This window comes from Streptococcus suis, from assembly GCF_019794615.1.
Lineage (GTDB): Bacteria > Bacillota > Bacilli > Lactobacillales > Streptococcaceae > Streptococcus > Streptococcus suis_AI.
The window spans coordinates 1-16,339 of record NZ_JAIMDU010000042.1; the positions used below are offsets into that span (position 1 = coordinate 1).

The following is a 16,339-nucleotide window of genomic DNA, read 5'->3' on the forward strand; positions in this document are numbered from 1 at the left end:
TGCATACACTACAGAAAAATAATGAAAAAGGATAGCCAAACTCCTTGTCCCACAAGGGGATAGCTATCCTTTGCTTTTTTTTATGTGATAAAGTCGGGATTTTACCAAAAATTCAAGAAAAAAGCTCGTGAATGTTGAAAATTATCTTATTTTTTGAGAACGATTGCCTCATACGGTCTCAATAATTGTCCAGCCAAAAATGCAGCCTCTTCGTAATTATGCATAAACAGGGAGTATCCCTCGCTCGATACTTCGAAGGCTTGCTCGTCACTTGTGAAATTTACCAGAATGATGAAATCATCCTGTTCATAATATTTACGGTAGGCCATTACCGAGCTATTTCCAGTCTCCATCACTTCATATTTTCCTTCAGACATACAAGGGTACTCTTTCCGAAGAGCAATTAATTTTTGATAGGTATAGAAAAGCGATTGTTTGTCTGCAAGTGCTTTTTCAACGTTGATGTCTTTGACAGTATCTCCCAAAGCCAGCCAGGCTTGACCTGTACTGAAGCCCGCTCCTTCTGCTCCTGTCCATTGCATTGGACGGCGAGCATTATCACGACCTTTGGCATTTATAGAAGTAATCAATTCCTCCTTGGTATAGCCATTTTCAATCCGTTCCGCATACATGCGACGTGTTTCGATATCGTCCGCTTGGTTAATATCTGTAATCGGTGTATTAATCATACCAATTTCCTCACCTTGGTAGATATAAGGTGTCCCTGACATAAAATGAAGATAAATAGCCAACATTTTACCACTTAGTTCACGAAATGCAGGTCGATCATCACCGAAGCGAGAAATGGCACGAGGTAAATCATGATTATTCCAGAAAAGAGAGTTCCAGCCTTTACCAACCAGTTCAGTCTGCCATTTGGATAGAACGGTATGCAAACGAGCTGGATCAAGCGGTGCCAAATCCCACTTTTCTTTTCCTTCCTGCTGATCAAGTCCTACGTGTTCAAATTGGAAAATCATCGAAAATTCTTTTCGGTCAGGATGCGAATATAACTGAGCATTTTCTGGATTGGCACTCCAGGTTTCCCCAACAGTCACTAAGTCGTATGCACCAAAGGTTTTCTCATTTAATTCCTGAATAAGAGGATGGAGAGTCGGTCCATCGGCTGTAATTAATTTTTCCGGTTCTTTTCCAATCAAATCAATCACATCTAGCCTGAAACCGCCGACACCTTTTTCAATCCAAAAATTGATCATGTCCCAGATTTCTTGTTTCAGAGCAGGATTTTTCCAGTTCAAATCCGGTTGCTTAACAGAGAATTGGTGGAGATAGTATTTGTTCAGATGTGGAACGTATTCCCAAGCAGAGCCTGAGAAGGTCGAACGTAATTCATTCGGCTCATCAGCCCAAACATAATAGTCATAATAGGGATTATCTGGTCCTTTGAGGGCTTCTTGAAACCAGAAATGTTCATCCGAGGTATGATTAAGCACCAAATCCATGATTATTTTGATATTGCGCTTATGGCCTTCTGCAATCAGCTCTTCCATATCTTCCATGGTCCCAAATTCTGGAGCAATTCCTTGGTAGTCACTGATGTCGTAACCATTGTCATCCATGGGTGACTGATAAACAGGACTGAGCCAAATAGCATCAATTCCAAGCTCGTGAAGATAATCTAATCGGCTGATAATGCCTCGAATATCCCCTACTCCATCTCCATTTGAATCTTGAAAACTACGAGGGTAAATTTGGTAAATGACGGACTTCTTCCACCAATCTGTCTTTTGTATTTCTGACATTTGATTGATCCTTTCTGTACAATCTTATTTACGCAAGAAAAAGGGGAATCCCCCTATTTCTATATAATCATATTATAACTCAATTGTGGTAATTTTGCCCTCTTCTATTTCAACAATTTCAAAGGTTTTTTCTTTTAGGTTTGCTGTTAGGCGGGCAGATACCCCTGCATCTTGATTATTCCAGAAAATTTCCATACTTGTTTCATCCAGCATCTTAACAGAGAACTCTCCGTCGAAAGCTGGACTTGTATTGCGGAATTTAAGGAGTTTGAACAAGGATTGTACCACAGGACGTTGCACTTCCTGCTCAATTTCTTCCAAATCATAGTAATGGCGATTGATATTGCGACCTTCCTTACTTGATTCTAAAAGTTCAATATCATTTTCGCCTGCAAGTAAACCAACATAGTAAATCTGTGGAATACCTGGTGCAAAACATTGAAGAACTCGCGCTAATAGGTAATCTTGATCGTTATTGCCAAGGGCAGAATAATATGTGCAGTTAATCTGATAAATATCCAAATTATTATAGGCTTCTGTACTATAAATTTTCTTCACATTAGCACCTTGTGCATATAAGGCTTCACGCGTTTCCTCTGTCTCCTCATCCGTCAGCAAATCCTTAACGTCCACAACACCTATTCCATCATGTGTATCAAGAGTTGTAAATTGCTTACGAGGGCAAATCTCCATCCAGTGAACCAGACGATTGACATGACCAGAGTACAAAGCGTGGAGAACCAGCATTGGCAAGGCAAAGTCATAAACATAATAATCTTGTTCCGCAATTTTTTGCTGAATGGTGTAGTGTTCATGAATTTCTGGTAAGATTTCTACATCTTTTGGTGCTAATAACTGACGTGGAAAATGGAGCATTTCCCAAATATCAGGCTCCACAAAGAAACAGTTGGTTCCTATTTTTTTATTGGCATAAGCAAAGGCGTCCAAACGAATGATCGAAGCACCATGTTCTGCCAACTGTTCCAGATTTTCTTGGATGAACCGGCGTGTTGTCTCTGTAGTCACATCCAAGTCAATCTGTTCTTCATCAAAGGTACACCATACCTTCTCCTCGCTACCATCAGCAAATGTTGCAATTCGATATGGAGCACGAGGTTTACGCTTATAGATCAAATCAACATCTTCTTGCGTTGGCTCACCATTTGGCCAAAAGTTTTTATAGCGAATAAACAAATCCGCATAAGCTGATTCATCTTTCTTTTCAAGAAAATCAAGGAAATAAGGAGATTTTGCAGAAATATGATTGATCATAAAATCGAACATCAGATAGTAGTCCTTACTCAATGTTTCAATATCTGACCAATCTCCAAATGCAGGATCTACCTTTGTATAATCCATTGGCGCAAACCCACGGTCACCTGATGATGGGAAAAACGGCAGAATATGGATACCTCCCACAACATCCTTTAACGGTCCCTCAAGAACTTTTTTCAAATCCTTTAGATTCTTGCCTAAACTATCCGAATAAGTAATCAACATAGCTTGATTTTTAATTTTCATAGATTTTCTCCTTTGTAAGCCTTTTCTTTTTTCATTGTTAGAAAAGGTTGAACAAGTCAACCTTTAGATTTATTTGACAGATCCACTCGTCATACCTGAAATAATATGTTTTTGGAAGATGAGGTAGACAAGTAGGATTGGAATAATTCCTACAACATAGGAAGCAAATGATGGTCCATAATCACTGAAATACATGCCTTGATAGTTGTATTGGAAAAGAGGTAAAGTCCACATGCTTTGATCACGGTTCAATACTAGTAAAGGCAAGAGGAAATCGTTCCAGACCCAGAGGGCATTGATAATCAAAACAGTTGCATGCATGGGTTTCATGAGTGGGAAAATGATTTTCCAGTACATGGTAAATTTATCACAGCCATCAATAGCTGCCGCCTCATCCATTTCCTCAGGAACAATGGTCTTAATATAGCCGACATAGAGGAAGAGGGCCTGAGGAACTGCATAGGTCAAATAGAGGATAATCAAGCCAACAATATTGTTCAAGCCAAGGCTAGACATCAATTTGGTCATTGGGAGCATAATCACCTGGAAAGGTACAAAAATCCCAATAATCAAGAAAAAGTAGATAAAATTAAATACTGTCTGGCGTTTCATTTGACGGGCTACGGCGAAAGCTGCCATTGGAATAACCAGTAAAATCAAGCCAACAGCTACAATCGTAATCAAGGCAGAATTGCCAAAATATTGTACAATCCCATCATTAAACAAGCGTTCGTAGTTATTTAAGGTGAAATTTTCAGGAAGACCAAAGAAATTGCTCGTGATTTCCTTGGTTGGTTTGAACGAACTTATAATCGTCACAAGTAGCGGAATAAACATGAAGAGAATACCGCTGAAGAGCACGAGATAGACCCACCAATTTTTTTGTTTTTGAGTATTCATGACAGTCCTCCTAAATTTCAAATTTCTTCGAAATTCTCATCTGAATCAATGAGATGACAATTATGAAGATGAAGAGTACTACAGCCAAAGCATTGGCATAAGAGAATTTATTGTCTACAAAGGCATAGTTGTAAACGAGTAAGCCCAAGGACTCTGTTTTCCCATCAGGACCACCACTTGTCAATGCAAAGATAAGGTCAAATGCTGTCAAACCTGATTTCATTGCTAAGATGAAAACCATACTGATAGACGGTAACAAGAAGGGCAGCTCAATGTTGAAAAACTGTTGAGAACGAGTCGCACCATCAATAGCAGCTGCTTCTTTCACATCTTCTGGAATACTTTGTAAACCTGACAGGAAGATGATGACTGGCATTGCCAACCCTTGCCAAAGAGCCACAAAAAGTACAGCTGGAATGACAGTATTTTCTTGGACCAATAAGTTTTCCATCAACCAATCGATATGCAGAATCTCACCAATTTGTGTGAAACCATAGTTGAACAATTGGACAAAAATCAATCCTAACGTGACTGTGGATAGCACTGCCGGGAAGAAATACCAGGTTCTAAAGAAACCAACTGCCTTAATCTTACGATTGAGGAGACTAGCCAACCAAATCCCTATAACAATTTCTCCGATGACCAAACCAATGGTGAAGATAATGGTAAAAGTCATGGAAGTGTAAAAATCAGGATTTTTTAAAATATCTAAGTAATTCTGAATACCGATTAGTTTGAAATCAGATGTCAATCCATTCCAATCCGTCAAGCTATAATAGATACCTGTAAATAGAGGATAGAAGAAAAAGATTAACTGTAAGCCAATTGGTATGGCAACAAATAGATAGGGCCAATATTTAGCAATAAATCCTTTTTGATTCATCATGGTACTCCTTTTTGATAAAGTTATAGTTACTTAGTCTCAGTTCAAGGAATCCCATAGGATTACTAAAACTGACACTAGGCAACTATAAGGAGGCTAGGCTGCAACTAGCCTCTGCTTATAGTTTTTCGGAATTATTTTTTCATTGGGTCAAAGAATGCATTCAGTTTTTTCACTAATTCTGCTGAGTTTGGATTTTTAACCATTTCAACAGTGATATTCCAGAACTCTTCTTCTGATTCCCATTCAGATTGCAACCAAACTACGTGTTTGTCAGTGAAGGCATATTGTGTAACTCCAGCAGTTTCTTCAAACTTACCTTCTGTATCTACACCTTCAACTGAAGTTGGTGAGCCATCTACATCATAGTATTTCTGGATAACTTCTGGACGAGAGAGGTATTCTAGGAATTTTTTAGACTCTTCTGGGTGCTCTGTATCTGCGGAAATAGAGAGAGCAAGGTCAGCTGCACCGATGGTGTAGTCGCCACCTTCTTTATCACCAGGGAAGGTAAACATACCATATTCAAATTCTGGTTCTTGTTGGTTAACAGCTGTAGCTGCCCATGTACCTTGTGGAAGCATGAGAGCATCTCCTGCCGCAAAAGCTGCCACTGCATCTGCATAGAGCGCGCCTGTCGCACCTTTTTGTCCATTATCTGTCAACAGTTGCAAGCGTTCTAAGACAGCTTTTGTTGTAGCATCATCTTGAATCGCTCCCTTTGCACTGCGGATTAGAATGTCTTCAGCACCATCAAAACCACCCGCAACAGTTACCCAAGCTAACTGATGGTAGCCGTTCAATGACCAAGCATCGTTCAATGAAAGAGCAAACGGTGCTGCACTGCCATCAGCCTTGATTTTGTCTACCAAAGCCACAAATTCTGCATAAGTAGTTGGAACTTCCAGACCCAACTCTTTGAACTTATCTTTATTATAGTAAATACCATAAGCATTAGCTGTCAAAGGAAGGGTGTAATTTTTTTCATTAACAAGATAAGGCGTTACAGCACCATCTTTTAGATGACTAAGACCTGCATCATCACCAATTTCTAGAAAACGACCATCCGCTGCATATGCTTTGAAGTCCGCATTTTGTGGATAAATGTTGATAACATCTGGCGCTTCGTTATTTGCCATACGGGTTTTCAGAACAGTTCCTGCATCTGGTACATTTGAAAATTTAACATCAATCGTAGGATTTTCTTTTTCAAAATCATCAATAATTTCCTGCAGAGTCGCTTGCATTTCAGGTTTTTGTGAGAAATATTCAATTTCTACCTTATCGCTACTACTTGCATTCCCACAAGCAACCAAGAAGCTAGCAAAAGCACAAACCGATGCACATTTTAAAAATGTTTTCATTTTCATTATAAAATCCTCCTAGATTTTGTTAAAAATATATTGTACACTAAAATAATCTTTTTGAACATGTGGCATTGTAAGCCCAATGTTCATCAATTCATCCCCGTAGAATGTCTCTCCTAATTGTGGACATTCATACAAGGCATCTGGGTCTAGCCCCTTCAACCGAACATGAAGCAAAGGCGCTTCTGGCTTGGCAAGAATTTTTACAAATGTAAAGACCGCTTGATTCTTATCTTGACTAACATAATTGGCAGCCCAGGTATTGGTCGTCTTTTTCAGACGGTAGAGCTGACCGAATTGTATCGTTTCACGAATGGAGTGATAGGTTTCGATTTGCTGACTGATTTCATCCAATTCCTCTTCCGAAAGTTTCGTTAAATCCAGCTCGTAACCAAATGCTCCTCCCATCATAGCCACATTGCCTCGTGTAGCAAGAGGCGTGATCCGACCAACCTGATGGTTTGGAACGGCAGAGACGTGTGCGCCAATTGAGGAAGGGGGATAAATCAAACTAGTACCTTCTTGAATAGATAAGCGCTCAATCGCATCTGTATCATCACTTGCCCAAGCTTGCGGCATGTAATACATGATTCCCAAATCATTACGACCTCCACCGCCTGCACAGGATTCGAAAAGAATATCTGGGAACCGCTTGGTAAGGTTGTCTAATACACAGTAGAGACCTAGCATGTAACGATGGTGGAACTCAAAGCGTTGGTCATTTGCTAAACCTTCAGGGATATTGGTGATATTACGGTTCATATCCCATTTTACATAAGAAATATTGGCTGATTCTAATATTAAAGAGACGCTATCAATGATGTAGTCACAGACTTCCTGCTTGGTCAAATCCAACACTAATTGTTCTCGGCTGTAAATTGGTAAGCGTCCTTCTGTGCGAATTGCCCAATCAGGATGTTCACGATAAAGATCGCTATCAATAGAAATCATCTCTGGTTCAAACCACAGACCGAATTTCATGCCAAGCTCATTTATTCGCTCTGCTAAGCCATTCAAACCATTTGGCAACTTATCCAAATTGACTTTCCAATCGCCCAATGAACTTTCATCATTGTTTCGTTTACCAAACCAACCATCATCCAGAACAAATAATTCAATACCAGCTTGACTTGCAACCTGAGCCAACTGTAAAATCTTTTCTTCTGTAAATTCAAAATAGGTCGCTTCCCAGTTGTTGATTAAAATGGGCCTTGGTTTGTTTACAAACGATGATCGAATGAGGTGTTTTGTAATAAAGTGATGACTATCTTGTGTCATGCCAGTAAATCCTTTATCAGTATATGATAAGAGAACCTCTGGAGTTTGAAAACGATCATCCTTATCCAATTGCCATGAGAAATAGTGACTTTCCAATCCTAATCCCAATCGACTGGTTTCCATGGCTGTCGTTTCGACAAATGCTGTAAAGTTGCCACTATAGACAAGGTGGGCCGCATAAACATCGCCCTTGTCCTCACTTGCATCGGGTGAGGCTAGTGCTAAGAAGGGTGTTCTTGAGTGACTTGAAGCACCTCGAATGCTACCAATCGAATACTGACCTTTTGTCAATGGGGTCTGTGTCCACTCTTTTTCATAAGCATAGCGTCCTGTCAAGCTGTGAACAATGAAATCTTGATGTGGAAAATCAAGAGTTGCAGACAAGACCTTCTCTAGTTTGCATGGATATTTGCCAGTTTGAATTGTAGCTGACCGTGCGAGATAAGAAGCTTCTTCAAAAACAGAATACTGAAGTGTTACGGTAACATCTGTCAACTGATCATAAAGATCAATTTCAAGACTCTCTACCTCTTCTTGATTTCCAAAACTTGCTGGTAATCCCCTCAGTTCTTTTTTCCCCTTGTATAATCGATACTCTTTGTATTTTAGGTCAAGAGTAACTCCAAATTCGTTCCGAACATCTATTGCTGAGGTTCTAAAATCTCCCAGACCATTGCTAGAATATTCGAGTGGGAGGACATCCAATGAGTATGTCCTGTCCCCAGTAATTGGACTCGGAGAAAATGATCGATCTAAATATGTTATTTTGTTTCCATCGCTAAATTTTTCGATTTTTTTCCCAAAATAACGATGAACCAGATCTCCTGTTTCCAACACTTGGATGATATATGAGAATTCTCTTGTTTTCAGGTGAAAAATCTGTTTTTCATTATAAATCTCAATCACATTCATCTCTCCCATCTCTTCTTTATGGTCTTATTGTACAAAATGAAAACGCTTTATTTAATAGCCTTTTGTATTTAAAACATGTTATAATGTTTCCTAAGGAGGATTGAAATGAATATTCTAAATATCTATAATGAATTGGATAGTCATAATTTTGACCTAAATGTAGACCATTACGGTGCCGAACAATGTGACAAGGGCTATTCCTTCGGTCCTACTATCCGTGATAATTTTGTCCTGCATTTTATTACAAAAGGAAAAGGGAAAATTCTTGTTGACGGAAAAACAAGTTATCTATCAGCAGGGGATTTGTTTATTCTGCCAAAGGATGTTTCCATTTTCTATCAAGCTGATGATATAGATCCTTGGACCTATATATGGGTTGGTTTTAGTGGTTCACGAGCAAAAGATCTACTGAATCAAAGTCAACTGCTAGAAAACTACTACCTCCACTCCAGTCTAGAGTCCCCAATTCTAGACTATATGCATCAGATTAACCATGTTCAGATGCATCCCATCCCCTCTATCACTGAACTAGTCTTAATTGGCTACCTCAATCAACTCTTGGCTGCGCTCATCGAGGAATTTCCAAGTGAAACACTGATGAAGCCCGAAACACAAACCAAGCATTATGTTCAGCAAGCCATCAAGATGATCCATAACCACTATGCTCATCCAATTAAAGTTTCTGAAATAGCAGATTTTCTAGCTCTAAGCCGAAGCTATCTCTATAAAATTTTTAAGCAGGAAACAGGCTATTCTATCAAAGATTATATTTTACAAGTAAAAATGAATCGTTCTTGTCAACTATTAGAAGATGCTTCTCGGAGTATCACTGAAATCGCCTATTCTGTCGGCTACCAAGATCCTCTCACCTTCAGCGCGGCCTTTAAAAATTATTTTCATATGAGCCCGACAGAATTTCGAAAAACGCATAAAAATAAGGATTAGGTGATTTTACTCACACCTAGTCCTTATTTCTTTATCCAAAAACGTTTCTAAGTCGTTGACAGGCTTCTTCAATGACATCAAATGGAGCTGCCGCATTTAGACGCGCATGGTATTTTCCCTCTTTACCAAAGCTTAAACCATCGTTCAAAATCAATTTTGCCTGATCTTGCAACAATTCGAACAATTGGTCATGTTCCAGCTGATAGTCAGAAAAATCAAGCCAGATAAGGTAGGTTCCCTGGGGCTTCATGACCTTGATCCTTGTATGGGTAGTCAAATACTCTTCAACATAGTCAATATTTTTTTCTAAAACATTTTTTAACTCTGTCAACCACTCATCTCCATAAGTGAAGGCAGCTTCTGTGGTTAACAAACCAATTGTTGGAACTTCATGCTGATTGTTTGCCAATTGACGCTTAGCAAAAGTCTTGCGAATGCTTGGATTTTCAATAATAGCGAAGCTATTTTTCGTTCCAGCAATGTTAAATGTTTTAGTTGCAGATGATAAGATAATTGAAAAATCTTTGAAATTTTCATCTACCGTATTAAAGGTATCATGTTTGTGACCATATAAGGCCAAATCTTGATGAATTTCATCTGAGACAAGAACGACGCCATGTTTCTGACAGAGACGTCCAATAGCTAAGAGTTCTTCCTTGCTCCAAACCCTACCACCTGGATTGTGTGGACTACAGAAAATATAGAGTTTCACTTGATTCTCTACAATGTCCTTTTCAAGCTGGTCAAAATCAATTCTAAAAACGCCATCCACATCTACAAGTGAATTAGTAACAAGCTGACGATTGTTTAATTTGACAGTCCGTGCAAAGGGTGGATAGACTGGCGTGTTAATTAGGACTGCATCCCCTTCTTCTGTCAAAGATTGAATAGCCACAGTTAAGGCAGGAACAACACCTTCGATGAGCAGGATGGACTCTCTATCAACCTTGTAGCCATGCTGTCTATCTTCCCAGTCAATAATAGACTGATAAAGACTGTCACTAGCATAGGGATAACCAAAGACTTGATGATCTGCGTAGTCACGGATTACTTGGCGAATTTCTGGAAGTGGCTCAAAGTCCATATCTGCAATCCATAAAGGTAAGAGTTCAGGATCAGCTTCTACTTTTTTCCATTTTTCAGCATGGTGCGTTAGGCGATTTGGCTTACTAGTAAAATCATATCTGGTCATCTTATCCCTCCAAGGCTACTTCCAAGTCGGCAATCAAATCATCCGCATCCTCAATACCGATAGACAAGCGAAGCAGATCATCTGTCAAACCGTATGAATGACGGGTCTCAGCTGGAATGTCTGCGTGAGTCTGGGTAGCTGGATAAGTAATCAAACTTTCTACCCCGCCTAAGCTTTCCGCAAAAGTAAAGATTTTCAAGGTATTTAGAATGTGTGGAATCTTGCTCTCATCAACCACCTTAACAGAAATCATCCCACCTTTACCTGTGTAAAATACTTGCTTCACTGCAGGATTCTTCTCCAAATAGGCAACAATTTTCTGAGCATTTTGTGTCGCCCGCTCCATTCGAAGCGAAAGAGTTTTCAAGCCACGCATGAGTAAATAAGTATCCAGTGGCGATAGGGTTGGGCCTGTTGTATTTTGGTCATAGAATAGCTTATCGTACAAGACTTTATCATTGGTCATCAAAGTCCCAGCCAAGACATCATTATGACCTGACAAATATTTTGTCGCTGAGTGTAGGACGACATCTGCTCCTAGAACAAGAGGATTTTGATAAATAGGACTATAAAAAGTGTTATCGACAATCACCTTGGCACCTTTGGCATGGGCGATAGCCGAAACCTTAGCAATATCAAACTCCACCATCAAGGGATTGGTTGGGGTCTCCAAGTAAACATAGTCCGTCTGATCTGTGATTGCTGCAATCAGCTCCTCTTCACTATTCGCATAGGTAAACTGAAATCTGCCTAGACTTTCCTGCTCGTTGAACCAGCGGAATGAGCCACCATACAAATCACGCGCTGCCACTACCTTGCTTCCAACCGGAAAACCATTAAAGAGCAAGACAAGAGCAGCCATGCCTGAACTCGTCGCAAGCGCATAATCTGCTTTTTCAATCGCTGCCAAGGTCGCTTCCAAACTGGCGCGTGTCGGGTTCTTGGTTCTCGTATAGTCAAAACCAGTCGAGTGACCAAACTCAGGGTGCTGATAGGTGGTCGAAAGGTGAATAGGAGAAATCAAGGCTCCTGTTTTCTCGTCATTGTTAATACCTGCATGGGCTAAAATCGTATCTATCTTATAATCTGTCATAACGAAATCTCCAATCTAACTTATTAAATAGTCTAGCATGAAATAGGAGATTTGGTGTGAAAAATATCCAAAAATACTTATAGAAAAATAGCAAGTTTTGTTATAGTTTTTCTTTATAACAATATCTCCCCCCTTACATATACTTGCTGGATTATCCATTATTAATTTGATATAATGACAAAGAGGTGGTCATTATGAAAATCAGATTCAACAAATACTTCTACCGTTTCAGTAATTTTTATTCTATGGTATTTTGGATTTGCTTTCTGCTACCAACTGCCAATGATAGCTTTGATCAGTGGCCACTCTGGTATACAAGCCTAATTCTAATAATCATTCCTATTCATATTTTCAGGGCTTTTTTCCTCAACGAAGAAAAGGAGCTCACTCGCATGGGTTATATCTTCTATATCGGATTGATTGTATTGATTATTTTTCTGCGTTTTATTTTTGGTAAATAGCTGAAAGGAGACAAGAATGTTTAAACAATTCAATACAGCATTTTATCGAACTTGGGAATTTTACTTCTCCATTCTTTGTATCCTACAAGTGATTTATGCTGCTGTAAATGTACCGTTTTGGTTTATCCATTTTCTCAAGCTTGGAGTCGGACTTTATGCTGGTTATCTAGCTTTCTTTAAGTCACGTAGCTGGATAAAAAAAACATGGCAGATTTATCTGACGATTGGATTGATTGCTAGTTGGATAATCATTTCCTTCTTTGTATTGTGAGGATTTTCTATGTTTAAGGAATTTAATAAAGAATTTTATCGGAGTTTGAATTTTTATTTGATGATATTGTTGCTTCTAGGAAGTGTAGGGGAGTGGCTAAATAAGGGACCTAGCCTCTGGCTTGCACTCTTGCTATTTGCGACTGTCGGTACTGCCCGTAGTGCCTTTTGGTCTAAAGAATGGATCTTGAAAGCAAATTGGCAAATCTATCTCTGTATCGCCTTCTTGTTGGTCGGGGCTTGGATTGAATTTTTTAGTTAGATTGAAGAGGCTGGGCTCAAGCCCAGCGGTTATTACTCAGAGTTCGTGTCAACATCTCAGCGCAGTGGCTGATTGGCAGATTTGTTCGTGTTTTACACTCCAATTCTGACCATAACGACTGATGCGAACAAAGTTCGCTTTATCTCCAACCTCAAACTGTCTCCCAGACAGTTTGAGCTATGCGGGGGTGGGAGTGAAACAGTCTGGGGATAGACTGTTTCAGCTCAACAACTTAAAACGAAAAATTGTTGACGAACTCTTTTTTAACTAGTTGAGTTCTTTCCCACTCCCTATTCCTCCTATTACTACCAATTCAATTTTATTATGCTTTTTTCCGCCCCAACTATAATATCGTTAAAAATTGGCAATTAACAATCTGGATCATTTTTTCAACCATTATGGGTTATATCTTCATTTTTATGTAGTAAACGAATGAATCCGCAATCACTAGCAAAAGCAGATTCCTAATTGTTAGATGAGTTGTCTTCCTCCGCACTTGTCAAATTCCTTTCATAAGTTTACAATAGAAGCATGATAACATTTGACCGTATAATTGAAATTTTAAAGACAGATGCAAATTTTCGTTTGATTACAGGGAATGAGCCTACAGCTATTGAATTCGACGCTTTGAGCTATGACAGTCGAACCGTAAGTCCAACAACCCTTTTCTTCGCCAAGGGCTTGGCCTTTAAAAAGGAATTTTTAGAAAAAGCAATTGAAAACGGCTTGGCCTACTATGTATCAGAAATAGACTACGAAGTCAGCATTCCAGCCATTCTTGTTAATGACATCAAACAAGCCATGAGTCTGATTGCGATGGAATTTCACGGTAACCCACAGAACCAGCTCAAACTCTTGGCATTCACAGGCACCAAAGGCAAGACAACCGCAGCTTATTTTGCCTATCATATTCTCAAACAGAGTCATAAACCTGCCATGCTATCTACTATGAACACCACGCTGGATGGCGAGACCTTTTTCAAATCAACCCTGACCACCCCTGAAAGTCTGGACCTCTTTGCCATGATGGCAGAGGCAGTTAAAAATGGTATGACTCACCTTGTAATGGAAGTCTCTAGCCAAGCCTATCTTGTCAAGCGTGTTTATGGCCTTACTTTTGACGTAGGCGTCTTCCTCAACATTAGTCCTGACCATATCGGTCCCATTGAGCATCCGACATTTGAAGACTATTTCTACCATAAGCGTCTTTTGATGGACAATAGCAGAGCAGTTATTGTCAACGCTGGAATGGATCATTTTGAAGTCGTGAGAGACCAAGTGATGTTCAAAGACCATGACTTCTATGGTCCGTCTTCTGAAAATGAAATTACCCAGTCAGCAGGATTCGACTTCACAGCGACTGGGAAATTAGCTGGGCACTACACTATTCAGCTCATCGGTCATTTCAACCAAGAAAATGCCATAGCTGCTGGACTAGCTTGTCTTCGCCTAGGTGCAAGCCTAGAAGATATTCATGCTGGGATTGCCCAGACTAGCGTACCGGGTCGAATGGAAGTTCTAACCCAGCAAAATGGGGCAAAAGTCTTCGTTGACTACGCTCACAATGGCGATAGCGTAAAAAAACTGCTTGATGTCGTCCTCACACATCAATCAGGAAAGGTCATCCTGATTTTAGGCGCCCCAGGTAATAAGGGAGAAAGCCGCCGTAAAGACTTTGGACTTCTACTTAATGACTATCCACAGGTCGATGTTCTTCTAACAGCTGATGATCCCAATCATGAAGATCCAGCTACTATTGCTGAGCAAATTCGTACCTATATGAACCGTCCGAGCACCTTTATCTTGGACCGCGAAGAAGCTATCCGAACCGCTATGGGACAAACAACTTCAGCCCAAGATGCTGTTATCATAGCCGGTAAAGGAGCCGATGCCTATCAGATTGTGAACGGTGAAAAAACAACTTATGATGGTGATTTAGAAATCGCCAAAAAATACTTATAAAGTCTACCCTTGTCGCTCGAAGCTGACAAGGGCTTTTTATAACAATACTTATTAAATTAAAATTTTCAGAAAACTCTTTGTTTTGGAGCGTTTTTTTGGAATAATACAGGTCGTAATATTTTTTACGAGAATCTTTTTATGAAATGGAGAAACTTGTGTCTTCGATTCAAGCAGAACATATCCAGGTAGCCTATGACCATCGGGTGATAATTGAAGAATTATCTACCAGCATTCCAAAGGAGAAAATAACCACTATTATCGGTGCCAACGGGTGCGGTAAATCTACCTTACTCAAGGCATTGACCAGGATTCTACCCATTCAAAAAGGAGCTATCTATCTAGATGGCCAGGCCATTACCCAACTACCAACCAAAGAAGTCGCCAAAAACTTGGCCCTCCTTCCTCAGGTATTGGAAGCGACAGAAGGGATTTCTGTCTATGAATTGGTCTCTTATGGGCGCTACCCCCATCAAAATGGACTCGGCTATCTCACCGATCAGGATAGGGAGAAGATCAATTGGGCTCTAGAAGTGACCCAAACCGCTCCTTTCGCCAGGTTTCCCGTTGATGATTTATCTGGTGGTCAGAGACAACGAGTTTGGATTGCCATGGCTCTTGCCCAAGATACCGATACCATTTTCTTAGATGAGCCAACGACCTATCTTGACCTCAATCATCAATTGGAAGTTTTGGAGCTCTTAAAAGAACTCAACCTGAGCCAACAGAAAACCATTGTGATGGTTCTCCATGATGTTAATTTATCCGCTCGTTTTTCTGACCATATGATTGCGATGAAAGATGGAAAGATTCGCTACCATGGATCTGTGTCCAGTATCATGACTACTGAAATTCTGAGCGACATTTTCAACATCGAACCCCAATTGATACAGGCACCTGGTCAAGAGTACCCCATTTTATTGACCTATGATTTAAAAAAATAAGAAGGAGAGAAAATGAAAAAGTTTTTTGCCATTTTTAGTTTATTTGTTGGGCTGTTTTTCTTAACAGCTTGCTCTAGCTCATCTACCTCAACAGATGTAGAAGTGTCAAGCATGCCTGAAATAGAAGGCATTACCTACTATGGAGATATTCCGAAAAATCCTAAAAAAGTTGCCAACTTTGCCTATTCTTACACAGGCTATCTCCTGCAATTAGGGATCAAGGTTTCCAGTTATAGTCTGGACCTAGAAAAAGACAGCCCTGCATTTGGTGACCAATTAAAAGACCTACCATTATTAACAACAGCAGATACAGAAGCTATCGCTGCTCAAAATCCAGACCTTATCCTTGTTTTTGCTGGTGATGACAACATAGAAACACTAAAAGAAATCGCGCCAGTTATTGAAATCACCTATGGAAAAAGTGACTACCTTAAAATGCTGACGGATGTTGGTCAGATTTTTGGAAAAGAAAAGGAAGCACAAGCCCAATGTCATTAAGTTAACTAATCTATCACATTTTGTGGTAGGTTAGTTTTTTATGTTACACTAGAAATAAAAGGGGAAAAATCATGCTAGACCAGATTAAAGC

Annotated in this window: 13 protein-coding genes and 1 pseudogene; 6 read left to right on the forward strand and 8 right to left on the reverse strand. The window is 39.7% G+C overall.

The window, feature by feature from the left end:
* Positions 1–146: 146 nt before the first annotated feature.
* The 6 genes from K6V43_RS10110 to K6V43_RS10135 form a co-directional block, all read right to left on the reverse strand.
* Positions 147–1,763, reverse strand: coding sequence for a glycoside hydrolase family 13 protein (locus tag K6V43_RS10110; protein WP_222382969.1), 1,617 nt, complete (start codon positions 1,761–1,763; stop codon positions 147–149).
* Positions 1,764–1,835: 72 nt separating this feature from the next.
* On the reverse strand, positions 1,836–3,284 hold the full coding sequence (gene gtfA, locus K6V43_RS10115; protein WP_222382973.1) for a sucrose phosphorylase: 1,449 nt from the start codon (positions 3,282–3,284) through the stop codon (positions 1,836–1,838).
* Between the two features lie 69 nt (positions 3,285–3,353).
* Positions 3,354–4,184: a carbohydrate ABC transporter permease gene (locus K6V43_RS10120; protein ID WP_002937312.1), complete on the reverse strand. Its 831-nt coding sequence runs from the start codon at positions 4,182–4,184 to the stop codon at positions 3,354–3,356.
* Between the two features lie 10 nt (positions 4,185–4,194).
* Positions 4,195–5,067, reverse strand: a complete 873-nt coding sequence (locus K6V43_RS10125; RefSeq protein WP_013730463.1) for a carbohydrate ABC transporter permease — start codon at positions 5,065–5,067, stop codon at positions 4,195–4,197.
* Positions 5,068–5,201: 134 nt separating this feature from the next.
* Positions 5,202–6,437, reverse strand: a complete 1,236-nt coding sequence (locus K6V43_RS10130) for an extracellular solute-binding protein (protein ID WP_222382974.1) — start codon at positions 6,435–6,437, stop codon at positions 5,202–5,204.
* Positions 6,438–6,449: 12 nt separating this feature from the next.
* Positions 6,450–8,624 carry an alpha-galactosidase gene (locus K6V43_RS10135; protein WP_222382988.1) on the reverse strand — a complete coding sequence of 725 codons (2,175 nt, stop codon included), beginning with the start codon at positions 8,622–8,624 and terminating at the stop codon, positions 6,450–6,452.
* A gap of 105 nt (positions 8,625–8,729) precedes the next feature.
* Here K6V43_RS10135 and K6V43_RS10140 point away from each other — a divergent pair, with 105 nt between their 5' ends.
* Complete coding sequence (locus tag K6V43_RS10140; protein ID WP_222382975.1) at positions 8,730–9,569, forward strand: AraC family transcriptional regulator; 840 nt, start codon at positions 8,730–8,732, stop codon at positions 9,567–9,569.
* A gap of 31 nt (positions 9,570–9,600) precedes the next feature.
* On the opposite strand, the gene K6V43_RS10145 is transcribed toward K6V43_RS10140, so the two are convergent.
* Both K6V43_RS10145 and K6V43_RS10150 read right to left on the reverse strand, forming a co-directional pair.
* On the reverse strand, positions 9,601–10,761 hold the full coding sequence (locus K6V43_RS10145; protein ID WP_222382976.1) for a MalY/PatB family protein: 1,161 nt from the start codon (positions 10,759–10,761) through the stop codon (positions 9,601–9,603).
* A gap of 1 nt (position 10,762) precedes the next feature.
* Complete coding sequence (locus K6V43_RS10150) at positions 10,763–11,854, reverse strand: cystathionine gamma-synthase (RefSeq protein ID WP_222382977.1); 1,092 nt, start codon at positions 11,852–11,854, stop codon at positions 10,763–10,765.
* 477 nt (positions 11,855–12,331) lie between these two features.
* Here K6V43_RS10150 and K6V43_RS10155 point away from each other — a divergent pair, with 477 nt between their 5' ends.
* The 5 genes and pseudogenes from K6V43_RS10155 to K6V43_RS10175 form a co-directional block, all read left to right on the forward strand.
* Positions 12,332–12,586 carry a hypothetical protein gene (locus K6V43_RS10155; protein ID WP_222382979.1) on the forward strand — a complete coding sequence of 85 codons (255 nt, stop codon included), beginning with the start codon at positions 12,332–12,334 and terminating at the stop codon, positions 12,584–12,586.
* A gap of 9 nt (positions 12,587–12,595) precedes the next feature.
* Positions 12,596–12,847, forward strand: a complete 252-nt coding sequence (locus tag K6V43_RS10160; protein WP_024407104.1) for a hypothetical protein — start codon at positions 12,596–12,598, stop codon at positions 12,845–12,847.
* A 531-nt stretch (positions 12,848–13,378) separates the two neighbouring features.
* A complete protein-coding gene (locus tag K6V43_RS10165) occupies positions 13,379–14,809 on the forward strand; it encodes a UDP-N-acetylmuramoyl-L-alanyl-D-glutamate--L-lysine ligase (RefSeq protein WP_222382984.1) in 1,431 nt (476 codons plus the stop codon).
* Between the two features lie 155 nt (positions 14,810–14,964).
* On the forward strand, positions 14,965–15,750 hold the full coding sequence (locus K6V43_RS10170; protein WP_222382986.1) for an ABC transporter ATP-binding protein: 786 nt from the start codon (positions 14,965–14,967) through the stop codon (positions 15,748–15,750).
* A gap of 12 nt (positions 15,751–15,762) precedes the next feature.
* A pseudogene (locus tag K6V43_RS10175) lies at positions 15,763–16,236 on the forward strand (ABC transporter substrate-binding protein); the annotation flags it as partial.
* Positions 16,237–16,339 lie beyond the last annotated feature (103 nt).

Bases quoted from the DNA above. Each gene is read 5' to 3' on its own strand.
- K6V43_RS10110 (WP_222382969.1), bottom strand. From the start codon at position 1,763: ATGTCAGAAATACAAAAGACAGATTGGTGGAAGAAGTCCGTCATTTAC.
- gtfA (WP_222382973.1), bottom strand. From the start codon at position 3,284: ATGAAAATTAAAAATCAAGCTATGTTGATTACTTATTCGGATAGTTTA.
- K6V43_RS10120 (WP_002937312.1), bottom strand. From the start codon at position 4,184: ATGAATACTCAAAAACAAAAAAATTGGTGGGTCTATCTCGTGCTCTTC.
- K6V43_RS10125 (WP_013730463.1), bottom strand. From the start codon at position 5,067: ATGAATCAAAAAGGATTTATTGCTAAATATTGGCCCTATCTATTTGTT.
- K6V43_RS10130 (WP_222382974.1), bottom strand. From the start codon at position 6,437: ATGAAAATGAAAACATTTTTAAAATGTGCATCGGTTTGTGCTTTTGCT.
- K6V43_RS10135 (WP_222382988.1), bottom strand. From the start codon at position 8,624: ATGAATGTGATTGAGATTTATAATGAAAAACAGATTTTTCACCTGAAA.
- K6V43_RS10140 (WP_222382975.1), top strand. From the start codon at position 8,730: ATGAATATTCTAAATATCTATAATGAATTGGATAGTCATAATTTTGAC.
- K6V43_RS10145 (WP_222382976.1), bottom strand. From the start codon at position 10,761: ATGACCAGATATGATTTTACTAGTAAGCCAAATCGCCTAACGCACCAT.
- K6V43_RS10150 (WP_222382977.1), bottom strand. From the start codon at position 11,854: ATGACAGATTATAAGATAGATACGATTTTAGCCCATGCAGGTATTAAC.
- K6V43_RS10155 (WP_222382979.1), top strand. From the start codon at position 12,332: ATGTTTAAACAATTCAATACAGCATTTTATCGAACTTGGGAATTTTAC.
- K6V43_RS10160 (WP_024407104.1), top strand. From the start codon at position 12,596: ATGTTTAAGGAATTTAATAAAGAATTTTATCGGAGTTTGAATTTTTAT.
- K6V43_RS10165 (WP_222382984.1), top strand. From the start codon at position 13,379: ATGATAACATTTGACCGTATAATTGAAATTTTAAAGACAGATGCAAAT.